Raw genomic sequence first — 25,071 nt, 5'->3', positions numbered from 1 at the left:
ATAACATGAGTTTATACGAAGGTGCGGTTAAGAAACCGATTATGACTTCGCTCTGCTTTCTGGCAGTGGTGATATTTGGTCTGTTCTCTTTGTCCAAATTGCCTATCGACTTGTATCCGGACATTGATACGAATACGATTATGGTGATGACGGCCTATCCGGGAGCCAGTGCTTCGGATATCGAGAACAATGTGACCCGTCCGTTGGAGAATGTTTTGAACTCTGTCAGTGATTTGAAGCACATCACTTCCCGTTCTTCGGAGAATATGTCGCTGATTACACTGGAGTTTGAGTTCGGTAATGATATTGACGTGTTGACGAATGATGTGCGTGACAAGCTGGATATGGTAAGTTCCGAACTTCCCGATGATGTGGAGAACCCTATCATCTTTAAGTTCAGTACGGATATGATCCCTATCGTGCTGCTGTCCGTACAGGCCAACGAGAGCCAGTCGGCACTTTATAAGATACTGGATGATCGTGTGGTAAATCCCTTGGCGCGTATTCCCGGTGTGGGTACGGTATCCATCAGCGGTGCGCCGCAGCGTGAAATCCAAGTGTATTGCGACCCTTATAAGCTGGAAGCATACAACCTGAGCATCGAAACAATCAGTTCCATTATCGGGGCCGAGAACAGGAATATACCGGGCGGTAACTTCGACATCGGTAATGAAACCTATTCATTGCGTGTGGAGGGTGAGTTCGACGATTCCGGCGAGTTGGCGAATGTGGTTGTAGGTACGTATAATGGCGCTACGGTCTATCTGCGTGATGTTGCCAAGATAGTGGACACCGTAGAAGAGCGTGCGCAGGAAACCTATAATAACGGTGTGCAAGGCGCCATGATCGTCGTTCAGAAGCAGTCGGGAGCCAATTCGGTGGAAATCTCCAAAAAGGTGCAGGATGCATTGCCCCGTTTGCAGAAGAACCTGCCGAGCGACGTGAAGCTTGGGGTCATTGTAGATACCTCTGAAAACATCCTGAACACCATCGACAGTTTGACGGAGACGGTTATGTATGCCTTGCTCTTCGTTGTGATTGTGGTGTTCTTGTTCTTAGGACGCTGGCGTGCCACGCTGATCATCTGTATCACGATTCCGCTTTCCCTGATTGCTTCATTCATATATCTGGCAATTTCGGGGAATACGATTAATATCATTTCGCTTTCATCGCTTTCCATTGCTATCGGTATGGTGGTGGACGATGCCATTGTGGTATTGGAGAATGTCACGACACACATCGAGCGCGGCTCCGACCCGAAGCAGGCGTCTGTGCATGGCACGAACGAGGTGGCTATCTCCGTTGTGGCTTCTACACTGACGATGATTGCCGTATTCTTCCCGTTGACGATGGTGACCGGTATGTCCGGTGTACTGTTCAAGCAGTTGGGCTGGATGATGTGTGCCATTATGTTTGTATCCACTGTCTCCGCTTTGACGCTGACGCCGATGCTTTGTTCGCAACTGCTCCGTTTGCAGCGCAAGCAGTCTAAGGTGTTCCGGATATTCTTCGGCCCGATAGAACATGCATTGGACGGATTGGACAACTGGTATGCGCGTATGCTCAACTGGGCAGTCCGTCATCGTATGGTGGTTCTTGTAGGTTGCGTGGTATTCTTTATTCTGAGTTTGCTTTGTGCAAAGACCATCGGTACGGAGTTCTTCCCGGCGCAGGATAACGCCCGTATCGCTGTGCAATTGGAACTGCCTATCGGAACCCGTAAGGAAGTGGCGCAGGAGGTATCGGAGAAGCTGACCAGACAGTGGCTTGAGAAGTATAAAGGTATTATGAAGGTATGTAACTATACGGTGGGACAGGCCGACTCGGATAATACCTGGGCATCCATGCAGGACAACGGTTCGCACATCATCTCCTTCAACGTCAGTCTGGTAGACCCGGACGAGCGTAATGTTACGTTGGAAACTGTCTGTGATGAAATGCGCGAAGACCTGAAGGCCTATCCGGAATTCAGTAAGGCGCAGGTCATTTTCGGAGGTAGCAATACGGGTATGTCTGCCCAGGCATCTGCCGATTTTGAAGTGTACGGTTACAGCATGGAAGAAACCGACAGCGTTGCCGCCCGCCTGAAACGTGAACTGCTGAAGGTGAAAGGTGTGTCCGAGGTCAACATCAGCCGTAGTGATTACCAGCCTGAGTATCAGGTAGACTTTGATCGTGAGAAGCTGGCGCTTCATGGACTGAACTTGTCTACCGCCGCTACCTATCTGCGTAACCGTATCAATGGTGCGACGGCTTCCAAATATCGTGAAGACGGTGATGAGTACGACATCAAGGTGCGCTATGCTCCAGAATACCGCACCAGCCTTGAAAGCATCGAGAATATATTGGTCTATAATGCCAAAGGCGAAGGGGTGCGTATCAAAGACCTGGGAAAGGTTGTAGAACGTTTTGCTCCGCCTACTATCGAGCGTAAAGACCGCGAGCGTATCGTGACGGTATCCGCCGTTATCTCCGGCGCTCCGTTGGGCGATGTGGTGGCTGCGGGCAATGCGATTATAGATAAGTTGGAGAAACCCTCGGACATAACCATTCAAGTGTCGGGTTCCTTTGAGGACCAGCAGGATTCGTTCCGCGATTTGGGAACATTGGGTGTCTTGATCATTGTGCTTGTGTTCATCGTGATGGCCGCCCAGTTCGAGTCCCTTACTTATCCGTTTATCCTGATCCTCTCGGTGCCGTTCGCTATGAGTGGCGTGTTGATGGCATTGTTCATCACCAACACTACGTTGAGTGTAATGAGTTTGCTGGGTAGCATCATGTTGATCGGTATCGTGGTGAAGAACGGTATCGTGCTCATCGACTACACTATCCTTTGCCGCGAACGCGGGCAGTCGGTGCTGAATGCCGTAGTTACGGCCGGCAAGAGCCGTCTCCGTCCGGTGTTGATGACTACCATGACTACCATTCTCGGTATGATTCCGATGGCCGTCAGCACAGGGCAGGGTTCTGAGATGTGGAGTCCCATGGCGATTGCCGTAATCGGCGGTCTGGCGGTTTCCACGATCCTCACTTTGATTTATGTTCCTACGATGTACTGTATCTTTGGCGGGGTGGGCATCAAACGCCAGCGCCGTAAGATGCACAAGCAACTGGATGCTTACTTTGAGGAACAGAAACAGACCAATAATTAATCAGTTGACATTTAATAGTTGAATAATGAAATCAGTATTAATCACATTCGATCAAGCATACTATGAGCGTATCATCGCTACGCTCGACAGGCTGAATTGCAGGGGCTTCACTTACTGGGAGCAAGTTCGCGGACGCGGTTCCAAAACCGGAGAGCCTCATTATGGCAGTCATGCCTGGCCTTCCATGTGTTCCGCCGTCCTGACGATGGTGGAGGATGAGAGGGTGGACCCTCTGCTGGAAGTCCTTCACAACATGGACAAGCAGACCGAGCAACTGGGGCTTCGGGCATTCGTCTGGAACATTGAGAAGACCATTTAAGATCTCTGTTGCATAAAAAGCGTTTATCCCTGCAGGAAATATCTTTTTCCTGCAGGGATAATTCTTTTTGGCAGGAAGATATTTATTTTCATCCGATTCTCTATCTTTGCGACCGGATTGGTTATGGAAAAGAGTGTTTTGAAACATACAGGCTGGTTGATGTTTATTGTGGTGGCCGTACTTCTGCTGATGGGATTGTTGCCGGGAACCACGATAGGCACTCATGTGCTGAGGCGTGTGGACATACTGGGTGATGTACGCCTTTCCCCGGAAGCGGTGAGCGAGCCGGATACCCTGTTGCCGCCACCCCCGAAAGTGAAGCCCGCCTTTGTGGACACTTGCCGCAGCGGAATGACCTGCATTGAAGATTACAGTGACTCCACCCTGCGCGGAATGACGCCTTTCTATCGCGCGTTGGATGAGCTGGCCGCAAACCCCCGTCTGGTGCGCATCGCCTACTTCGGCGATTCTTTCATAGAAGCGGACATTCTTACGGCTGACCTGCGTGCCATGTTGCAGGAACGTTATGGCGGATGCGGGGTGGGCTTTGTGACAATCACTTCCATGACCAGCGGTTACCGCCCTACGGTGCGGCATAGCTTTAACGGCTGGCAGAGCCATTCCATTATGGATTCGGTGTTCTTCGACCGTAGCAAACAGGGAATTTCGGGACACTACTTCATTCCCAATCCCGGTGCTTATGTAGAACTTCGCGGGCAGAAGAACTATGCGTCCCGGCTTGATACCTGCGAACATGCTTCCATCTTCTTTTACAATAAAGGCGAGGTTACTCTCTCGGCATCCGTAAATAAAGGGGAGGCGCAGACTGAGACTTTTTCTCCTACGGGAGAACTCCGGGAGATGGATGTGACAGGCCGCATCGGCTCTGTACGCTGGAAAGTGGAAAGTGCCGACTCCACCTTATTCTATGGCTTGGCCATGGACGGTACACAAGGAATTGTTGTTGATAACTTCTCGCTTCGGGGTAGTTCCGGCTTGTCCTTGCGCTCCGTACCTGTCTGGATGATGCGCGAATTTAATGAACAGCGCCCTTACGATTTGATAATTCTTCAGTACGGGCTGAATGTCGCTACGGAGCGCGGACGGAATTATGACCGTTATCGTGACGGTATGGCAACCACCATCGCCCATTTGAAGAGTGCCTTTCCACAAGCCGGCATCCTTGTTGTCAGTGTGGGCGACCGCGAGTATAAGACCGAAGAAGGCGACCTGCGCACCATGCCCGGCATTAAGAATCTTGTCCGTTACCAGCAGAACCTGGCAGCCGACAGTGGAGTGGCGTTTTGGAATATGTTCGAGGCAATGGGAGGCGAGGGCAGTATGGCGGACATGGTGCATGCCAAGCCGTCTTTGGCCAACTACGATTATACGCATATCAACTTTCGTGGCGGCAAACATCTGGCAGAATTGCTTTATGAGGCATTGGTCTACGGCAAAGAACAGTACGACAGGAGGCGTGCCTATGAAGCGGAGCCATAAGGAAAACTCACGATGGAGCAGTTTGCGCTTCACTGTCTGCTACGCGGTGTTTGTAATGCTTCTCCTGCCGGTGCAGCGGCTCTGTGCGCAAGATGCGCTTCCCGGCTGTCCCCGGCTTCAAAAGACGGTATCCGATTGCGACACGCTTACGGCTTACGGCCAACGTACGGACACTCTGCCCGTTCCTTTCATCAGCCTGCCTCCGGCTTTCCGCCAACTCGGAGAGAATGAACTGATAGACAGTGTCGGCATCTTGAAACCTTTCTGGGAGAAGATGCGTATGCTCCGCCTGGGTGCATCTGCCGATACGATACGTATTGTTCATGTGGGCGACAGTCATATCCGCGGTCATATCTTCCCGCAGACTACGGGCGAACTGCTCCGAAAGACATTCGGTGCGCTGACTTATACGGACATGGGAATAAACGGTGCGTTCTGTGTCACCTTTACCCGTCCGGTGCGTGTGGCGGACATCGCAGCGTTGCATCCCGACCTTGTGATTCTCTCTTTCGGGACAAACGAGAGCCACAACCGGCGATACAACTCAAAGTTGCACTATCAGCAGATGGATGAACTGGTACGTATGCTACGCGACAGCCTGTCCGGCGTCCCGATGCTGATGACCACTCCGCCCGGTTCATACGAGAGCTTCCGCCAGCGCCGCCGCCGGCGTACCTATAAGATTAATCCCCGTACCTCTGTTGCCGTACAGACCATCCGGCGTTTTGCCGATGCCAACGGGTTGGCTGTGTGGGATATGTACGATGTTTTCGGAGGCGTTCGTCGCGCCTGTCTCAACTGGCAGGAGGCGAAACTGATGCGTCCCGACCATGTGCATTATCTTCCGGAAGGATATGTATTGCAAGGTGAGATGTTCTATCAAGCCTTGCTGAAAGCGTATAACGACTATTGCAGTCGATGATTGAGTATAATCTAAATTAAGCCGTAACCGACAGATGTGGAATATTGACGAACTTCTGAACAAACTGGATATAGACTTCACCCGCCTGCATGACCTGCTGGTGTACGACCCGCATGCGCCGATGATATTCAGCAGCGGTATCTTCCTGTGGCTGTTTGCCGCTTTCATCGTGTTCTATCTGCTTTTGCAGCGTCGCACTACTGCCCGCCTGATGTTCGTCACCCTGTTTTCTTACTATTTCTACTATAAAAGCAGCGGCACTTATTTCTTCCTGCTTGCCATTGTTACGGTAAGCGACTTTTTCATTGCCCGGCTCATGGAACGGGCCACCGTACGCTGGCAGCGTAAAACGTGGGTGGCGGTCAGTCTGCTGATAAACCTGGGACTGTTGTGCTACTTTAAATATACGAATTTCCTCTGCGGGTTCTTTGCTTCGCTGACAGGCGGCACGTTTACCGCAATGGACATATTTCTTCCTGTCGGCATCTCTTTCTTCACTTTCCAGTCGCTGAGCTATACGATCGATGTGTATCGCAAAGAGATAACGCCCCTCACCAACCTGTTGGACTATGCTTTCTATGTATCTTTCTTCCCGCAGTTGGTGGCAGGTCCCATCGTGCGTGCACGCGACTTTATCCCGCAGATCCGCCGTCCGCTGTTTGTCTCTAAGGAGATGTTCGGAAAGGGAATCTTCCTGATTGTAAGCGGTCTTTTCAAGAAAGCGGTTATTTCGGATTATATCAGCATCAACTTTGTGGAGCGTATCTTTGATAATCCTACTCTGTATTCGGGCGTGGAAAACCTCATGGGTGTTTACGGCTATGCGCTTCAAATCTATTGCGACTTCTCCGGATATAGCGATATGGCTATCGGCATTGCTTTGCTGCTGGGCTTTCATTTCAACATGAACTTTGACTCGCCCTATAAGTCGGCATCCATAACGGAGTTCTGGCGCCGCTGGCATATCTCGCTTTCCAGTTGGCTGCGCGATTACCTCTATATATCCCTGGGCGGCAACCGTAAGGGGAAGATACGGCAATACGCCAATCTCATCATCACCATGTTTTTGGGTGGCTTGTGGCATGGCGCATCCTGGAATTTTGTTTTTTGGGGGATGTTGCATGGTGTTGCGCTGGCAGCCCATAAGTTCTGGATGGGCATCACCGGCAGGAAAAAGGGAGAGCGCAGTCATGGCATCCGCCGCTTCTTCGGCATCGTAATCACGTTCCACTTCGTTTGTTTCTGTTGGATATTCTTCCGCAATGCCGATTTCTCCACTTCGCTGGATATGCTGAACCAGATATTCACAGCTTTCCGTCCCCGGCTTTTCACCCAACTGGTGGAGGGCTATTGGGAAGTGTTTGCCTTGATGTCGCTCGGCTTTTTCCTCCATTTCGTACCGGACAGTTGGGAACATGCCTGCTGCAAAGCTGTCATCCGGCTTCCGCTTATAGGGAAAGCGCTGTTGCTGGTTGCCATGATCTACCTTGTAATTCAAATGAAGAGCTCGGAGATACAGCCGTTCATTTATTTCCAGTTCTAAGGGTGATACTGCTTGTGTCATGCTGTGAAATGTCTTGATGCGTATTCCTTTCATTGTTAGTATGCTGCCGGTATTATTCTTTCCTACCGGACTAATGTGTTTAAATAGCATGTGTCATGATACATACAGTAAACTTTATGAAACGTCCGGCACAATAGTATATGGAGTAAGTCTGTATCTTTGTGAGGTAAATGAATCTGATTACTATGATTTTTTAAAACAATAACCATGAAACAAAAACTTATCTATTGGCTGCCGCTTCTACTACTGGTAGGATGTAGCCAGCCTACGTACAAAACTACTTCGTTGGCTCCCGAAAAGCGAGCGGAACTTTTATTGAAAGAACTGACTTTGGAAGAAAAGGTAGCGTTGATGATGGACAACTCCCAGGCAGTGGAGCGTCTGGGCATCAAACCCTATAACTGGTGGAACGAGGCGCTGCATGGCGTGGCGCGTGCCGGACTGGCTACGGTTTTTCCCCAACCGATAGGGATGGCGGCGTCTTTCTCGCCGGAATCGGTATATGAAGTGTTCAGTGCCGTATCGGATGAGGCGCGTGCAAAGAATGCAAATTACGCATCACAGGGAAGTTATGCGCGTTATCAAGGGCTTACCATGTGGACGCCCACAGTGAATATCTATCGTGACCCGCGTTGGGGCCGCGGCATCGAAACCTACGGTGAGGATCCTTATCTCACCAGCCGTATGGGGGTTATGGTGGTGAAAGGCCTGCAAGGAACCAATGACGGCAAGTACGACAAGCTGCATGCTTGTGCCAAGCACTTCGCCGTACACTCCGGACCCGAGTGGAACCGCCACTCTTTCAACGTAGAGGACCTCAGTGCGCGCGATTTGTATGAAACCTATCTGCCGCCCTTTGAGGCTTTGGTGAAAGAGGCCAAAGTGAAGGAGGTGATGTGTGCCTATAATAGTTTTGAGGGAGAACCTTGTTGTGGCAGCAACCGTTTGCTGATGCAAATCCTTCGCAACGATTGGGGCTTCGACGGTATCATCCTTTCCGACTGCGGGGCCATTGCCGATTTCTATAATGAACATGGGCATAAGGCGTATCCTGATGCCGAGTCTGCTTCGGCTGCAGCTGTGTTGAACGGTACGGACCTGGAGTGTGGCTCCAGTTACAAGGCATTGGTAAAGGCTGTCCGCGCAGGTCAGATCAATGAGAAAGACATTGATAAGGCAGTCATGCGCCTGCTGGAAGCCCGTTTTGCTTTGGGAGAAATGGATGATCCGGACAACGTATCTTGGACAAAGATTCCTTTCTCTGTGGTGGCTTCGGCCGAACACGATTCGTTGGCTTTGAACATGGCCCGCAAATCCATGACATTACTTCAGAACACAGGCAATATCCTCCCTCTGAAGCGTGGCGGGCTGACCGTAGCCGTTATGGGGCCCAATGCCAATGACTCTGTGATGCAGTGGGGAAATTACAACGGCATGCCGCCGCACACAGTCACCATTCTGGGCGGTATACGCAAGGCTTTGGGTGCGGATGATAAACTGATTTATGAACAGGGGTGCAGCTGGGTGGAAAGAACATTGATCCAAAGTGTATTCAGCCAGTGCAAATCGGCAGCCGGACAAGGATTTACTGCACGTTACTGGAACAACGTAAAGCATGAAGGCGATCCGGTGACCACTACGCAGGTGACCACTCCTTTCCGCTTCTGCACATCGGGAGCTACGGTCTTTGCACCGGGCGTAAACCTGACGGACTTCTCTGCGACTTATAATAGTGTGCTCACTCCTGAGCAATCGGGTGAGGTAGTATTCGAGATCTATACATACGGTTCCGGTCGTCTGCGCATCAATGGTGAGGAAGTGAAACGTTTCTCCAATATGCATGGCGGCAGATCGCTGAACTATACCTTGCAGGTAAAAGCGGGCACTCCTTATGAGATTGAGCTCGACTTTGAATATTTCAGAAGCGACGCACAGTTGAACTTCGACATAGGCTTTAAGCAAAAAGTGGACATCAATGCGTCTGTTGCCCGCGTGAAAGATGCTGATATTGTAGTCTTCGCCAGCGGTGTTTCTCCTGTTTTGGAAGGTGAGGAAATGGGAGTGAATCTTCCGGGCTTCAAGGGCGGCGACCGTACAGACATTGAACTGCCGGCCATTCAACGCGAATTGATTAGTGCCCTGCATCGTGCCGGCAAGAAGATTATTCTGGTGAATTGTTCCGGTTCGCCCATTGCTTTGGAACCGGAAACCAAGAATTGTGAAGCTATTCTGCAGGCTTGGTATCCCGGTCAGCAAGGTGGAACGGCTGTGGCAGAGGTGCTGTTTGGCGATTATAACCCGGGAGGACGCCTGCCGGTGACTTTCTACCGCAATATGTCCCAGCTTCCCGACTTCGAGGATTATAACATGACAGGACGTACCTACCGCTATATGACCCAACAACCGTTGTTCCCCTTCGGTTATGGATTGAGCTATACGACTTTCGATTATGGAAAGCTGTCATTGGACAAAGAGCAGATCAAACAGGGAGAGCCTTTGAAGTTGGCTGTCAGCGTTACAAACAGCGGTCAGCGCGACGGTGAAGAGGTTGTACAGGTTTATCTCAAGAAGCAAGATGATGCAGAAGGACCGGGCAAGACCCTGCGTGCTTTCAAGCGCGTCTATATACCTGCCGGAAAGAGTGTCAACGTTGAGTTTGACCTGAAGGACAAAGAGTTGGAATGGTGGGATGCCCAAAGCAATACGATGCGGGTCTGTGCGGGCAAGTATGACATAATGGTGGGAAGAAGCTCACAGGATCAGGACTTGCAACGCGGAAGTTTTGTAATAGAATAGTTCTTTGAATTTTTCAGAGTCCGTAATTTGAACTGTGTCAGCTAAGGAAAAGAATAAAATATTAACTTTGCTAACACAGTTTATTTTATGAGTGAAGAATTTGATTTTGAAAGTATCAAGAACAAGGCTCTTGAACAGTTGAAGTCTGGTAAACCCTTGTTAGGTAAGGACGGTGCTTTTGCTCCGTTGTTGGAGAGTATATTAAATGCTGCCCTTGAAGGTGAGATGGACGCTCATCTTTCTGAGGATGAACGCATGAGTGGCAACCGTCGTAATGGCAAGATGCAAAAACAAGTACAGACTTCGATGGGAGAAGTCACCGTATCTACCCCTCGTGACCGTAACTCCACCTTTGAACCCCAGTTCATAAAAAAGCGTGAAACCATTCTTGCAGAAGGTGTTGCAGACCGTATCATCGGACTTTATGCTTTGGGAAACAGCACACGTGAGATAAGTGACTGGATGGAGGAGAACTTGGGTAATCGTGTGTCTGCTGAGACAATTAGCGCCATCACCGATCGTGTACTTCCGGAAATAAAGGCATGGCGTTCCCGTAGCCTGGACAGCGTTTATCCGATAGTCTGGATGGATGCCATCCATTATAAGGTAATGGACGAGAGAGGCTGTGCCGTAACCCGTGCGATTTACAATGTACTGGCTCTGGACAGCGAGGGACATAAGGATCTGTTAGGGATGTATATCTCTAAGAATGAGGGCGCGAACTTCTGGCTGAATGTATTGACAGACTTGCAGACCCGTGGTGTCTGTGACATACTCATAGCTTGTGTTGACGGATTGAAAGGCTTCCCAGACGCTATCCAAAGTGTGTTTCCTGATACTATTGTCCAGCTCTGTATTGTCCATCAGATACGTAACTCCATCAAGTATGTCGGCAGCAAGCACCAAAAAGAGTTCATGAGGGATCTGAAACATGTCTATGGTGCGGTAAATAAGGAATCCGCTGAGACAGGACTTTTTAATCTGGAAGAAAAATGGGGTGAGAAATACCCTATCGTTATCAAGTCTTGGCAGGATAACTGGGAAAGGCTTACTGAATACTTCCAGTTTACGTCGGATATACGACGTATGATTTATACCACGAATACAGTCGAGGGCTATCACCGCCAAGTGCGGAAAGTGACAAAAAACAAGGGCGTGTTCCCTAACGACACCGCCCTTGAAAAGTTGGTTTATCTCGCTTACCGCAACATACGCAAGAAATGGACCATGCCCATAGCCAACTGGGCGGCCATCGCACAACAATTAGCGATAAAGTTTGGAGACAGATTTAAATTGTTGTAACTTTACGCTCGTCGGGAGTGCTGGTGCACCCCCTTGGCGCTGGCCGATCCCCGACCGATGAGCTTGGAAGAAAACGCCGCATGACACAGTTTATTTTACGTCTCCATTTTTCATAATAAGAAAGTGAGAGTGTGTCGGGAGGCCTGATACACTCTCACTTTCTTATTATATGTGTTAAGGCTGTACAGTGAGACATAAAAAAAGGCTATCTCTCCCAGACAGCCAATCTTTTTGTTAACCTTAAATCTAATACTATGAAAAACACATTGCAAAGGTAGTCTCTTTCCTGTTATTTCCAAATTTTCCCTTCTATTCTGCTGTTTTTATAACATGGTTTAGTTGAATGTCATCTCTGTTAACATTTAACATAATGTTTTCTTGTTTTTAACCGATGATGCGTCAACTTCCGAGCCATAACCTCCACTATCACGAGGGCTGTATCGCTTCCGATGCACCTGACTTGCTGCTCGAAGTCCTTCTCTATGTGCATAAGTCTTGGCAGGGGGATTGTCATAGTGAGACTCCGTTATGATTCCGGATCCCTCCGTATAATCATGTGAGAAACTACACTTTTCCGTCCTTAATCCATTGCTTGGTAGATGTTTACACTGTCATAACTGTAGATATTTACTTTTCTTGCATAACTTCCATCCGATATCTTTGCGCAAGCGTTGCGGATAAAGGTAGCGAAGGGCTTTGTGCAGTGTGTATAAATTTAAGTGACTGGCAAAGATAATGAATTCAGAGAATCATGCATCGTCGTGCCGGTGCAAAACGGATGGTCTGTTTACTTCAAACACATCATCCGTTTGCCCCGAACGCATCATCTGTTTCCTTCAAACGCATCATCCGTTTTCCTCAAACGTATTATCCTTTTGTTTTTTCCTTTTTTATGCTCCTTCCCCTGCTTTTTCTCTTTCTTTCCGCGCCTCTTCCTTTCTTTTTTCGGTTGCCCGGTAGATATACGGTAGTATATCTTATCTTCTTATTATTTATATTGTGTCCGTTTGTTGGTTGTAGGGGTGGTTGTTGGGCCTGTTCAAGTTGCTGATAACAAGCGTAATAGGGTGGCTATTTGGGTGTCCGTTTTGTGGTTGTAATGACTAAACCGCTGTTATGTGGCTTTTTACAGGTAATGTCCGGCTTGAAACCGCCCGTTTTTCCTCTCCATGCACGCCGACATGCGCTTTCCCCCCATATACACCTGCCCCCCCCCGTCTTACCCGTCCGTCCTTACGCCCGCCCATTCGCCCGCCCGTACGTGCGTGTGTATATATATTGTGTGTCTTCCTTCCCCCTTTGTTTTCCTTTAAAAAATCATGTTCTGCAACCTGTTTGTCAATCAGTCATTTATGAAAAAGTTTTGATATTTCCGGTAAAAAAGGCTTTGTATATTTGGTGCGTATTCCCAAATCCGCTACTTTTGCATCCGCTTTCGAGAACGAGGGCGGCGATAGTTTGACATTCTGACAGAAACGGAGTAGGAACCCTTTCCTTTTTTCTTGTTATTTGGTGCTGTTTGTTTCATGAATACCGCCTTTAAAAAGGAAAATGAAAAAAAACTTCAGATTTATTTGGAGTATATGAAATAAAGTTCTTACCTTTGCACCCGCTTTCAAAATGAGAGCAGCGTTGTTTGACAATCTTTTTGAAACCCGGGCGGTAACGACAGTTCTTTTTCTTTGTTCTTCCTTTCGCAAGAGAGATGATTTGAAGAAAGAAAAAAAAAAAAAAAACTTCCGAAAATATTTGGAAGATATGAAATAAAGTCCTTACCTTTGCATCCGCTTTTGAAAAGAAAAGCAATCGTAAAACAAGCGATCTTTGAACAGATTTACATAAACAATACAAGTAGTACAAGAGCAGGTACATTCTTAATTTTTTAAGATATGTATCTGGGTAAAAAAAGAACCGTCAATACTTATTAATATATAGGTAATTGAAAAGCTTTTTTAAATTCGAGCGTCCTGAACAGAGCAAGAACCACTCCTATGGAGTGATTAACAATACTTTTACAATGAAGAGTTTGATCCTGGCTCAGGATGAACGCTAGCTACAGGCTTAACACATGCAAGTCGAGGGGCAGCATGATTGAAGCTTGCTTCAATCGATGGCGACCGGCGCACGGGTGAGTAACACGTATCCAACCTGCCGATAACTCGGGGATAGCCTTTCGAAAGAAAGATTAATACCCGATAGTATAGTTTTTCCGCATGGTTTCACTATTAAAGAATTTCGGTTATCGATGGGGATGCGTTCCATTAGATAGTTGGCGGGGTAACGGCCCACCAAGTCAACGATGGATAGGGGTTCTGAGAGGAAGGTCCCCCACATTGGAACTGAGACACGGTCCAAACTCCTACGGGAGGCAGCAGTGAGGAATATTGGTCAATGGACGAGAGTCTGAACCAGCCAAGTAGCGTGAAGGATGACTGCCCTATGGGTTGTAAACTTCTTTTATACGGGAATAAAGTGGAGTATGCATACTCCTTTGTATGTACCGTATGAATAAGGATCGGCTAACTCGTGCCAGCAGCCGCGGTAATACGGAGGATCCGAGCGTTATCCGGATTTATTGGGTTTAAAGGGAGCGTAGGCGGGTGCTTAAGTCAGTTGTGAAAGTTTGCGGCTCAACCGTAAAATTGCAGTTGATACTGGGCGCCTTGAGTGCAGCATAGGTAGGCGGAATTCGTGGTGTAGCGGTGAAATGCTTAGATATCACGAAGAACTCCGATTGCGAAGGCAGCTTACTGGACTGTAACTGACGCTGATGCTCGAAAGTGTGGGTATCAAACAGGATTAGATACCCTGGTAGTCCACACAGTAAACGATGAATACTCGCTGTTGGCGATACACAGTCAGCGGCCAAGCGAAAGCATTAAGTATTCCACCTGGGGAGTACGCCGGCAACGGTGAAACTCAAAGGAATTGACGGGGGCCCGCACAAGCGGAGGAACATGTGGTTTAATTCGATGATACGCGAGGAACCTTACCCGGGCTTAAATTGCAGCGGAATGTAGTGGAAACATTACAGCCTTCGGGCCGCTGTGAAGGTGCTGCATGGTTGTCGTCAGCTCGTGCCGTGAGGTGTCGGCTTAAGTGCCATAACGAGCGCAACCCTTATCTATAGTTACTATCAGGTCATGCTGAGGACTCTATGGAGACTGCCGTCGTAAGATGTGAGGAAGGTGGGGATGACGTCAAATCAGCACGGCCCTTACGTCCGGGGCTACACACGTGTTACAATGGGGGGTACAGAAGGCAGCTACCTGGCGACAGGATGCTAATCCCGAAAACCTCTCTCAGTTCGGATTGGAGTCTGCAACCCGACTCCATGAAGCTGGATTCGCTAGTAATCGCGCATCAGCCACGGCGCGGTGAATACGTTCCCGGGCCTTGTACACACCGCCCGTCAAGCCATGAAAGCCGGGGGTACCTGAAGTACGTAACCGCAAGGAGCGTCCTAGGGTAAAACTGGTGATTGGGGCTAAGTCGTAACAAGGTAGCCGTACCGGAAGGTGCGGCTGGAACACCTCCTTTCTGGAGCGACGCTCTTACGAATAAAGAAGCTGGTTCTTGAAGTTTGCTTCCATAAGAACCTCTTGTACTGCGAAGATTGTTTATTAATATAAAGAGAAAGTAGAAGCCGAGCCTTAGGGTGAGGGTTTGACTGACAGTCCTATAGCTCAGTTGGTTAGAGCGCTACACTGATAATGTAGAGGTCGGCAGTTCAACTCTGCCTGGGACTACTTCGGAAACGAAGGGGATTAGCTCAGCTGGCTAGAGCACCTGCTTTGCACGCAGGGGGTCAACGGTTCGAATCCGTTATTCTCCACTCTTGTCATATTAACGGTGGCGTTGTCACTTAACAGCTGACAGTTCATTGTTAATCCCTGATAAAACGATCTTTGACATGATGTAACGTAAAAAAGTAAAGTTAAAGCTGAAAGTATATATCGACCATACGTTGTCGGTAAGACTAAAAGTAAGCAAGGGCGCATGGCGGATGCCTTGGCTCTCGGAGGCGATGAAGGACGTGATAAGCTGCGATAAGCTTCGGGTAGGTGCAAATAACCTTTGATCCGGAGATTTCCGAATGGGACAACCCGGTTGGTTGAAGACCAATCATTCTGCATAGCAGAAGGCTAACGCAGGGAACTGAAACATCTTAGTACCTGCAGGAAAAGAAAATAAATAATGATTCCCCTAGTAGTGGCGAGCGAACGGGGACCAGCCCAAACCACCTATGTTACGGCATATGTGGGGTTGTAGGACCACGATGTGGCATGAAAGTTGGTGAGCAGAATGTTCTGGAAAGTACAGCCATAGAGCATGATAGCTGCGTATGCGAAGCCAACCCAAGCCTAGTGGTATCCTGAGTAGCGCGGAGCACGAGGAATTCTGCGTGAATCTGCCGGGACCATCCGGTAAGGCTAAATACTCCCGAGAGACCGATAGTGAACCAGTACTGTGAAGGAAAGGTGAAAAGCACTTCGAACAGAAGAGTGAAATAGTTCCTGAAACCATGCGCCTACAAGCGGTCGGAGCTCGCAAGAGTGACGGCGTGCCTTTTGCATAATGAACCTACGAGTTACTTTTTCCGGCAAGGTTAAGGATCTTGAGATCTGCAGCCGAAGCGAAAGCGAGTCTTAACAGGGCGTATAGTCGGAAGGAGTAGACGCGAAACCAAGTGATCTACCCTTGAGCAGGTTGAAGGATGGGTAACACCATCTGGAGGACCGAACCAATAAGCGTTGAAAAGCTTCTGGATGACTTGAGGGTGGGGGTGAAAGGCTAATCAAACTTGGAGATAGCTCGTACTCCCCGAAATGCATTTAGGTGCAGCCTTGACTTATACTGACATGAGGTAGAGCGACTGATAAGATGCGAGGGCTTCACCGCCTATCAAGTCTTGACAAACTCCGAATGCGTGTCAGTTCTATGTCAGGAGTGAGGGCATGGGTGCTAAGGTCCATGTCCTAAAGGAGAACAATCCGGACCAACAGCTAAGGTCCCGAAATGAATACTAAGTTGAACTAACGAAGTCAGATTGCTAAGACAGCTAGGATGTTGGCTTGGAAGCAGCCATTCATTTAAAAGTGCGTAACAGCTCACTAGTCGAGGAGTTTGGCGTGGATAATAATCGGGCATTAAGTATTCTACCGAAGCTTTGGGATGTGTAAACATCGGTAGGGGAGCATTCCACTCTGCGTCGAAGGTGAAGCGTGAGCTTTGCTGGAGCGTGTGGAAAAGCAAATGTAGGTATAAGTAACGATAAAGGGGTGAGAAACCCCTCGCCGAAAGACTAAGGTTTCCTGATCAACGCTAATCGGATCAGGGTTAGTCGGGTCCTAAGGCTCAGCCGAACGGCGAGGCCGATGGCAGAACAGGTTAATATTCCTGTACTACCTTTAGGAGTGATGTGGAGACGGAGCAGTGACAGCGCCGCCATCTGACGGAATAGATGGTTGAAGGGTGTAGATGTTGATTCCTGTAGGCAAATCCGCAGGAAGAGTCGAACCTGATAGTATACAGCGTTCTTCGAACAATGTAATAGTGCGTGTAAACATACTTCCAAGAAAATCCGCTAAACTTAATCCTAACGGTACCCGTACCGTAAACGGACACACGTAGTCGGGTTGAATATACTAAGGCGCTTGAGTGATTCACGGTTAAGGAACTAGGCAAACTGACCCTGTAACTTCGGGATAAAGGGTCCTCATCAGTGATGGTGAGGCGCAGAGAATCGGTCCAGGCAACTGTTTAACAAAAACACAGGGCTGTGCAAAATAGAAATATGAAGTATACAGCCTGACACCTGCCCGGTGCTGGAAGGTTAAGAGGAGATGTCATCGCAAGAGAAGCATTGAATTGAAGCCCCAGTAAACGGCGGCCGTAACTATAACGGTCCTAAGGTAGCGAAATTCCTTGTCGGGTAAGTTCCGACCTGCACGAATGGTGTAATGATCTGGACGCTGTCTCAACCGTGAGCTCAGTGAAATTGTAGTATCGGTGAAGATGCCGATTACCCGCGATGGGACGAAAAGACCCCGTGAACCTTTACTATAGCTTAACATTGAATTTGGGTAATTGATGTGTAGGATAGGCCGGAGGCTTCGAAGCAGGTACGCCAGTATTTGTGGAGCCGCTGTTGAAATACGGCCCTTTGATTATTTGAGTTCTAACTCGCCGTTGCGAGGACACTGTTTGGTGGGTAGTTTGACTGGGGTGGTCGCCTCCAAAAGCGTAACGGAGGCTTCTAAAAGGTGCCCTCACGACGATTGGTAACCGTCGGTAGAGTGTAATGGCATAAGGGCGCTTGACTGGGAGACTTACAAGTCGATCAGGTAGGAAACTAGAGCATAGTGATCCGGTGTTTCTGTATGGAAAGGACATCGCTCAAAGGATAAAAGGTACTCCGGGGATAACAGGCTGATCCCTCCCAAGAGCTCATATCGACGGAGGGGTTTGGCACCTCGATGTCGGCTCGTCACATCCTGGGGCTGGAGAAGGTCCCAAGGGTTGGGCTGTTCGCCCATTAAAGTGGCACGCGAGCTGGGTTCAGAACGTCGTGAGACAGTTCGGTCTCTATCTATCGTGGGCGTATGAAATTTGCGTGGCTCTGACACTAGTACGAGAGGACCGTGTTGGACTGACCTCTGGTTTACCGGTTGTGCCGCCAGGTGCATTGCCGGGTATCTAAGTCGGGATTGGATAAGTGCTGAAAGCATCTAAGTACGAAGCCAGCCACAAGATTAGATTTCTTAGGGTCGTCAAAGACGATGACGTTGATAGGATGCAGGTGTACAGGCAGCGATGTCATAGCCGAGCATTACTAATTGCCCGTTCACTTTTGGTTTTACCCAGTATGGGTGGTATATACGTTCAGCGTACCGGTTTTCGTAGTATTGCCGGTGGTTGCTTTACTTTTTTCACATCATGTCTGCCTTATTCAGGTGACTATAGCACTGAGGTTCCACCTCTTCCCATTCCGAACAGAGAAGTTAAGCTCAGTCACGCCGATGGTACTGCGTAACAGTGGGAGAGTAGGTAGTCGCCGTTTTTGATGAAGCCCTTGTATCGGAAGATACAGGGGCTTTTTTTGTATCCGGATATTACCCTTTCATCTGTCTTTTTTCCGTTTTCACTCCTTCTTTCTTTTTTCTTTGTTATCTTATTGTTATCTTTACAGAACAAAATTGGTGAAAAACGATGTTTTTTAGGAAAATGGGCAACTTTTATTTCATTCTTTTTGTCTAATATCAAATCTATTGCCAATCGGAACAGGGTGAAATGAATATAAAAAGTGAATATTTTGTCCTAAATACTACATAATGAGGATAATTATTTGTATCTTTGTCGCCCGAATAAATAAAAAGAAGCTTTGGGAAAGTTTGATAAATACAAAATCGATTTGAAAGGTATGCAGGCAGATTCATGCAGATATGAATTTGTATTGGATAATCTTTTCTTCGCTAATATTGATAGCCCTGAAGTACAGAAGGGTAAAGTCAATGTTGTTTTGGTTGTAAAGAAAACATCTCGTGCTTTCGAATTGAACTTTCAGACAGACGGAATAGTGTGGGTTCCATGCGACCGTTGTCTGGATGATATGGAGCAGCCTGTCTCTTCCACAGACAAGTTGCTGGTGAAGTTTGGACATGAATATGCTGAGGAAGGAGACAACCTCATTGTGATCCCGGAGGAAGAGGGAGAGATCAATGTGGCATGGTTCATGTATGAGTTTATAGCTTTGGCCATTCCGATGAAGCATGTGCATGCTCCGGGTAAGTGCAACAAGGCGATGAGTAGCAAGCTGAGCAAGCATTTACGCACTACTCCGGATGATGAAATGGATGAAGATGCCTTTGTGCCGGATGAAGCAGGTAATGAGCTTGTAAATGATGATACGGAAACTGCGGTAGACCCGCGTTGGGACGAATTAAAGAAAATATTAGATAACAATTAAAGATTAAAGAAAATGGCACATCCTAAGAGAAGACAGTCAAAAACAAGAACTGCAAAGAGAAGAACTCATGATAAAGCAGTAGCTCCTACACTGGCTATTTGCCCGAATTGCGGTGAATGGCATGTATATCACACTGTATGTGGTGCATGTGGCTACTATCGTGGTAAGCTGGCAGTAGAGAAAGAGGCTGCTGTTTAATTTAGCAGTTTGACTAAACTTATACTTGAATATCGGACGTCTAAAAAGATTTGCAACATTCAATGAGCAAACCTTTTTAGACTGCCGTTGTTTAGGTGTTTTTATAAGTAAACAAATTTAATGGAAAAAATAAATGCAGTAATTACAGGAGTCGGCGGCTATGTACCTGATTATATCTTGACGAATGATGAGATATCAAAAATGGTGGATACCAATGATGAATGGATTATGACCCGTATCGGAGTTAAGGAAAGACATATCCTCAACGAAGAAGGATTGGGAACATCGTACATGGCGCGCAAAGCAGCAAAGCAGTTGATGCAGCGTACGGGTTCTAATCCGGATGATGTTGATTTGGTGATTGTAGCTACTTCTACTCCGGACTATCAATTTCCTTCTATTGCATCTATCTTGTGTGATAAGCTTGGACTGAAGAATGCTTTTGCATTCGACATGTCGGCGGCTTGTTGCGGTTTCCTCTATATGATGGAGACGGCTGCGAATTTTATCCGTTCGGGTAGATACAAGAAGGTTATTATTGTTGGTGCTGATAAGATGTCATCGATTGTGAATTATACCGACCGCGCCACTTGCCCGATTTTTGGTGATGGTGCAGCGGCATTCATGTTGGAACCGACAACAGAAGAATTAGGCATTATGGATGCCATGTTGAGAACAGATGGAAAAGGTCTGCCTTTCTTGCATCTGAAAGCCGGTGGTTCTGTTTGTCCTCCTTCTTATTTCACGATAGACAATCACATGCATTATCTTTATCAGGAGGGGCGTACAGTATTTAAATACGCTGTATCAAATATGTCGGATATAAGCGCAGCAATTGCAGAAAAGAATAATCTGACGAAAGACACTATCGACTGGGTGGTTCCTCATCAGGCCAATCTGCGTATCATTGATGCTGTGGCGCACCGTCTGGAAGTTCCTCATGAAAAGGTGCTGATTAATATCGATCGTTATGGCAATACAAGTGCCGGTACGCTTCCGCTTTGTATTTGGGACTTTGAAGAGAAACTGAAGAAAGGTGATAATCTTATCTTTACGGCATTCGGCGCCGGGTTTACCTGGGGAGCTGTTTACGTGAAATGGGGCTATGACGGAAAGAAACAGTAATGTAAACGTTTACTGATAAGATATGATAAAAAGACGCATCCTATTTCGATTCGATGCGTTTTTTTGTCTCAATTTAAATACGTGAGGATTATGCATAAAGCAGGTTTTGTCAACATTGTGGGAAATCCCAATGTAGGTAAGTCTACATTGATGAATGCACTGGTAGGTGAGCGTATCTCAATAGCTACCTTCAAGGCGCAGACCACCCGCCACCGGATTATGGGTATATATAATACGGATGATATGCAGATTGTGTTTTCGGATACGCCGGGAGTACTGAAACCGACTTATAAATTGCAGGAGTCTATGCTGAACTTTTCTACCTCGGCACTGACTGATGCGGATGTATTGCTGTATGTGACAGACGTGGTGGAGACACCTGACAAGCATAATGATTTTGTGGAGAAAGTGAGCCACATGGAAGTGCCGGTGCTGCTGCTTGTCAATAAGATTGATTTGAGTAATCAGGAGAAGCTGGTGGAACTGGTGGAAGCATGGAAGGAATTGCTGCCGAATGCAGAGATTATCCCTATTTCGGCTGCCACCAAGTTTAATGTGGATTATGTGATGAAGCGGATCAAGGAATTATTGCCGGATTCTCCCCCTTATTTTGATAAAGACCAATGGACGGATAAACCGGCCCGTTTCTTCGTAAACGAGATTATTCGTGAAAAGATATTGTTGTATTATGACAAGGAAATACCCTATTCGGTAGAGGTCGTTGTAGAGCAATTCAAAGAAGAGGAAAAGAAGATACATATTAATGCTGTGATATACGTTGAGCGTGATTCGCAGAAAGGCATTATCATCGGTAAGCAAGGAAAGGCTTTGAAAAAAGTGGCCACTGAAGCTCGCCGCGATTTGGAGAGGTTCTTCGGGAAAACAATTTTTCTGGAGACGTTTGTGAAAGTTGATAAGGATTGGCGTAGTTCGGACAAGGAGCTGCGTAACTTTGGTTATCAGCTGGACTAATATTCATACGACTGTGACAGTCGCAAAAAAACAAAGAATGTACCTATGGGAAATTTAGTTGCAATCGTAGGACGCCCCAATGTGGGAAAGTCTACATTATTTAATCGCCTGACTAAAACAAGGCAGGCGATTGTTAACGAAGAGGCAGGAACAACACGCGACCGCCAATACGGTAAATCCGAATGGTTGGGACGTGAATTCTCGGTTGTAGATACCGGTGGTTGGGTAGTGAACTCTGACGATATTTTTGAGGAGGAGATACGCAAGCAGGTATTAATGGCTGTGGATGAAGCGGACGTAATTCTGTTTGTGGTGGATGTTATGAACGGAGTGACGGACCTTGATTTACAGGTAGCTTCTATTTTGCGTCGTGCCAAGAAACCTGTTTTGCTGGTTGCGAACAAGACCGATAATAATGAGTTGCAATATAATGCTCCTGAATTTTACAGTTTGGGCTTGGGAGATCCGTATTGTATTTCTGCTGTGACCGGTAGCGGTACGGGAGACTTGATGGATCTTATCGTTGAGAACTTCAAGAAGGAGTCCGATGAAATTTTGGATGAGGATATTCCTCGTTTTGCGGTTGTAGGGCGTCCGAATGCAGGAAAGTCTTCCATAGTCAATGCGTTTATCGGCGAGGACCGCAATATTGTGACGGAGATAGCCGGGACAACGCGCGATTCAATCTATACCCGCTACAATAAGTTTGGCTTTGACTTCTATTTGGTGGATACGGCAGGTATCCGTAAGAAGAACAAGGTGAACGAGGATTTGGAGTATTACTCGGTAATCCGTTCCATTCGTTCTATCGAAAATTCGGATGTGTGTATTTTGATGCTTGATGCTACGCGTGGTATCGAGAGCCAGGACCTGAATATCTTCTCATTGATTCAGAAGAACTCCAAAGGACTGGTAGTGGTGGTGAACAAATGGGACTTGGTGGAAGATAAGACTGTGAAAGTTATGAAGACTTTTGAGAACGCTATCCGCAGCCGTTTTGCTCCTTTCGTGGATTTCCCGATAATCTTTGCTTCGGCATTGACGAAACAGCGCATCCTGAAAGTACTGGAAGAGGCGCGTACAGTGTATGAAAACCGTATGATACGTATACCGACTGCCCGCCTGAACGAGGAAATGCTGCCGCTTATCGAGGCTTATCCGCCTCCTGCCATCAAAGGAAAGTATATTAAAATTAAATATATTACGCAGTTGCCGAATACGCAGATCCCGTCTTTTGTCTATTTTGCAAATCTGCCGCAATATGTGAAGGAGCCATACAAACGCTTTCTTGAGAACAAAATGCGTGAGAAATGGAACCTGACGGGGACCCCGATAAATATATATATACGACAGAAATAAAGCTACTTGTACGTATTAGATAAAATAGTTGAAAGACTGACTCTTGGTTGTCAGTCTTTTTTTTTATTTTAATATAAAGAAATATCAACAAAAAGTAGGCTGGTGTGAATATTATAATTATATTTGTCTACACTCTAATTATTACATAAATGAAACTGCTTGGGACATTATGTATGCTTTTGTTGTTCTTGCTGACAGGAAGTCGGCAGGTGGGCGAAGCTGAGAAAAATTCTGCATTATGTTGTCAAGCTGCGATGACTTTGCAAAACAACCAGGATGGACATCCGGTTGTTTCCGAATACCTTTATGAGGAAGAAGCACAACAGAAGTTGATGTATCGTCGTATTCTTTATGTTTCTGTACTGGGATTGCTTCTTGTGCTCTTGTTGGTACTATTGTATGTACGGCAACGGCAGAAAGTGCGTATTATAAAACTGGCACAGGCCGCCAGTGAAAAAGAGCGTCAGTTTCTTGCTTTACAGAAGGAGACTGAACAGCGTCTGACACGTAAATATATTGATGGTCTGGAGAGTGAGCGGGAACGGATAGCGGAGGATTTGCACGATGATGTCTGTAATAATCTGCTGGCATTTGAAATGAGTATGCGTTCGTTGTTCGAAGAAAGTAATGCATCCATGATAGATGAGCAGTTGGATAGGCTGAAAGAGGTTCGGGAACACTTGCGGAATATATCGCATGAATTGATGCCGCCGGTTTTCCAATATGCCACTATTGATGAAATGCTTGCCGACTACATATTGCATATAGCGTTGCCCGGACAAGAAGCGAGAATAGAATACCATTCTACCGGGGGAGTGGACTGGAAACAGGTTCCACAGGAGATAGGCTTTGAATATTATCGTATTGTGCAGGAGACTGTTGGTAACGCAATAAGGCATGCGGAGGCTACATGTATTTGTGTTGACTTGTCATTGGAAGGCAAACGCCTTTCACTGTTGGTGACGGATGACGGAAAAGGGTTTGTTCCCGATAGAAAGAGCAGAGGAGTAGGACTGAGAACAATTCAGCAACGTGCAGAGATCATTGGAGGTAAAATAAAATTGGATACCATGCCGGGAGCGGGTGTCCGTATAGAAATATCGGTTTACATTTGAAAAGCGATTTATGGAGAAAAAAGTAAAGGCGGAAGTCTTGGCGGTCGATGACCACTGTCTGATATTGGAGGGCATTAGCAAGATAGTGAATAAAATGCCTGATGCGATAGTGACCAATGTTGCTACATCGGGCAGAGCGGCTTTGGAGCTGATTGGCAGACACAACTATGATGTGTGTATTTTGGATGTGAGTATGCCTGATATGTCCGGCTTTGATTTGATAACGAAGATCCGCGAGCAGAATGAAAATGCGCGTATCATTGTTTATACCATGCATGAGGAAATCTGGATTATAAACAGGCTGGTGCAATGCAAGGTGAATGGGATTGTACTGAAGACTTCATCGGCATCGGAACTGATTAGTGCTATACGCAGTGTGTTATTGGGAGAATCGTATCTTTGCTCCCGCATTGCTTTAATCCGTAAGAAATCACATTGCACATCGACCGTTTTGCAATCTAAGGATATCCCTACAAAGCGTGAGTAGGATGTGTTGCAGGCGGTTGCAAAGGGACTGAATACGCACGAAATCGCTCATTTGTTGGGTATCTCGGAAAATACGGTAGAGACTTTTCGTAAGAAATTGCTGAGTAAATTTGGAGCAAAAAATGCGATAGATCTAGTTGTGAAGGCTGTTTCACAAGGGTGGGTCAGCGTACAGTAGCAGGAGAAAATATAACTTTAACGGTTTTCCGTTACTTTTTTATTGAATAGTTTATCTAACTTTGCGGCTACAATTGAAATTGCTGCTACATAGTATTGTTGCGGTAATAAAATA

13 protein-coding genes, 2 tRNA genes, 3 rRNA genes and 1 pseudogene are annotated in these 25,071 nt (G+C 47.1%); all 19 read left to right on the top strand.

The features are described from left to right. The first annotated feature begins 5 nt into the window (after positions 1–5). Positions 6–3,152, top strand: coding sequence for an efflux RND transporter permease subunit (locus tag NQ546_RS00945; RefSeq protein ID WP_004291199.1), 3,147 nt, complete (start codon positions 6–8; stop codon positions 3,150–3,152). A gap of 25 nt (positions 3,153–3,177) precedes the next feature. Beyond that, entirely contained in the window at positions 3,178–3,471 is a 294-nt protein-coding gene (locus NQ546_RS00940; protein WP_004294544.1) for a PG0541 family transporter-associated protein, read from the top strand. A gap of 123 nt (positions 3,472–3,594) precedes the next feature. Next, positions 3,595–4,971: an SGNH/GDSL hydrolase family protein gene (locus tag NQ546_RS00935; protein ID WP_039953409.1), complete on the top strand. Its 1,377-nt coding sequence runs from the start codon at positions 3,595–3,597 to the stop codon at positions 4,969–4,971. 55 nt (positions 4,972–5,026) lie between these two features. Beyond that, a complete protein-coding gene (locus NQ546_RS00930) occupies positions 5,027–5,893 on the top strand; it encodes an SGNH/GDSL hydrolase family protein (protein WP_004291196.1) in 867 nt (288 codons plus the stop codon). A gap of 34 nt (positions 5,894–5,927) precedes the next feature. Next, positions 5,928–7,436 carry an MBOAT family O-acyltransferase gene (locus NQ546_RS00925; protein ID WP_004291195.1) on the top strand — a complete coding sequence of 503 codons (1,509 nt, stop codon included), beginning with the start codon at positions 5,928–5,930 and terminating at the stop codon, positions 7,434–7,436. 228 nt (positions 7,437–7,664) lie between these two features. Next, on the top strand, positions 7,665–10,253 hold the full coding sequence (gene xyl3A / locus NQ546_RS00920) for a xylan 1,4-beta-xylosidase (RefSeq protein WP_004291193.1): 2,589 nt from the start codon (positions 7,665–7,667) through the stop codon (positions 10,251–10,253). A gap of 87 nt (positions 10,254–10,340) precedes the next feature. Continuing rightward, positions 10,341–11,555, top strand: a complete 1,215-nt coding sequence (locus NQ546_RS00915) for an IS256 family transposase (RefSeq protein WP_004292403.1) — start codon at positions 10,341–10,343, stop codon at positions 11,553–11,555. A gap of 2,014 nt (positions 11,556–13,569) precedes the next feature. Beyond that, positions 13,570–15,095 (top strand): 16S ribosomal RNA (locus tag NQ546_RS00910). A 135-nt stretch (positions 15,096–15,230) separates the two neighbouring features. Beyond that, positions 15,231–15,304: transfer RNA gene (locus NQ546_RS00905), tRNA-Ile, on the top strand. A 13-nt stretch (positions 15,305–15,317) separates the two neighbouring features. After that, positions 15,318–15,390 (top strand) — tRNA-Ala (locus tag NQ546_RS00900). 144 nt (positions 15,391–15,534) lie between these two features. Further along, a 23S ribosomal RNA gene (locus tag NQ546_RS00895) occupies positions 15,535–18,414 on the top strand. Between the two features lie 93 nt (positions 18,415–18,507). Further along, positions 18,508–18,618 (top strand): 5S ribosomal RNA (rrf, locus tag NQ546_RS00890). The 16S, 23S and 5S rRNA genes sit together here with 2 tRNA genes alongside, the layout of an rRNA operon. Positions 18,619–18,939: 321 nt before the next feature. Continuing rightward, entirely contained in the window at positions 18,940–19,524 is a 585-nt protein-coding gene (locus NQ546_RS00885) for a DUF177 domain-containing protein (RefSeq protein ID WP_004288264.1), read from the top strand. 12 nt (positions 19,525–19,536) lie between these two features. After that, entirely contained in the window at positions 19,537–19,722 is a 186-nt protein-coding gene (gene rpmF, locus NQ546_RS00880) for a 50S ribosomal protein L32 (RefSeq protein WP_004288267.1), read from the top strand. A gap of 120 nt (positions 19,723–19,842) precedes the next feature. Then, positions 19,843–20,847, top strand: coding sequence for a beta-ketoacyl-ACP synthase III (locus NQ546_RS00875; RefSeq protein WP_004288268.1), 1,005 nt, complete (start codon positions 19,843–19,845; stop codon positions 20,845–20,847). A gap of 90 nt (positions 20,848–20,937) precedes the next feature. Then, entirely contained in the window at positions 20,938–21,819 is an 882-nt protein-coding gene (era, locus tag NQ546_RS00870) for a GTPase Era (protein ID WP_004288269.1), read from the top strand. Positions 21,820–21,864: 45 nt separating this feature from the next. Next, positions 21,865–23,178: a ribosome biogenesis GTPase Der gene (der, locus tag NQ546_RS00865; RefSeq protein WP_004288270.1), complete on the top strand. Its 1,314-nt coding sequence runs from the start codon at positions 21,865–21,867 to the stop codon at positions 23,176–23,178. 149 nt (positions 23,179–23,327) lie between these two features. Continuing rightward, positions 23,328–24,293, top strand: coding sequence for a sensor histidine kinase (locus NQ546_RS00860; protein WP_004288271.1), 966 nt, complete (start codon positions 23,328–23,330; stop codon positions 24,291–24,293). Between the two features lie 10 nt (positions 24,294–24,303). Continuing rightward, a pseudogene (locus tag NQ546_RS00855) lies at positions 24,304–24,957 on the top strand (response regulator). The last annotated feature ends 114 nt before the right edge of the window (positions 24,958–25,071 follow it).

It is taken from the genome of Bacteroides eggerthii (assembly GCF_025146565.1).
Lineage (GTDB): Bacteria > Bacteroidota > Bacteroidia > Bacteroidales > Bacteroidaceae > Bacteroides > Bacteroides eggerthii.
Note: the sequence above shows the minus strand (reverse complement) of the source record. Positions and strands in the feature narration are given on the sequence as shown.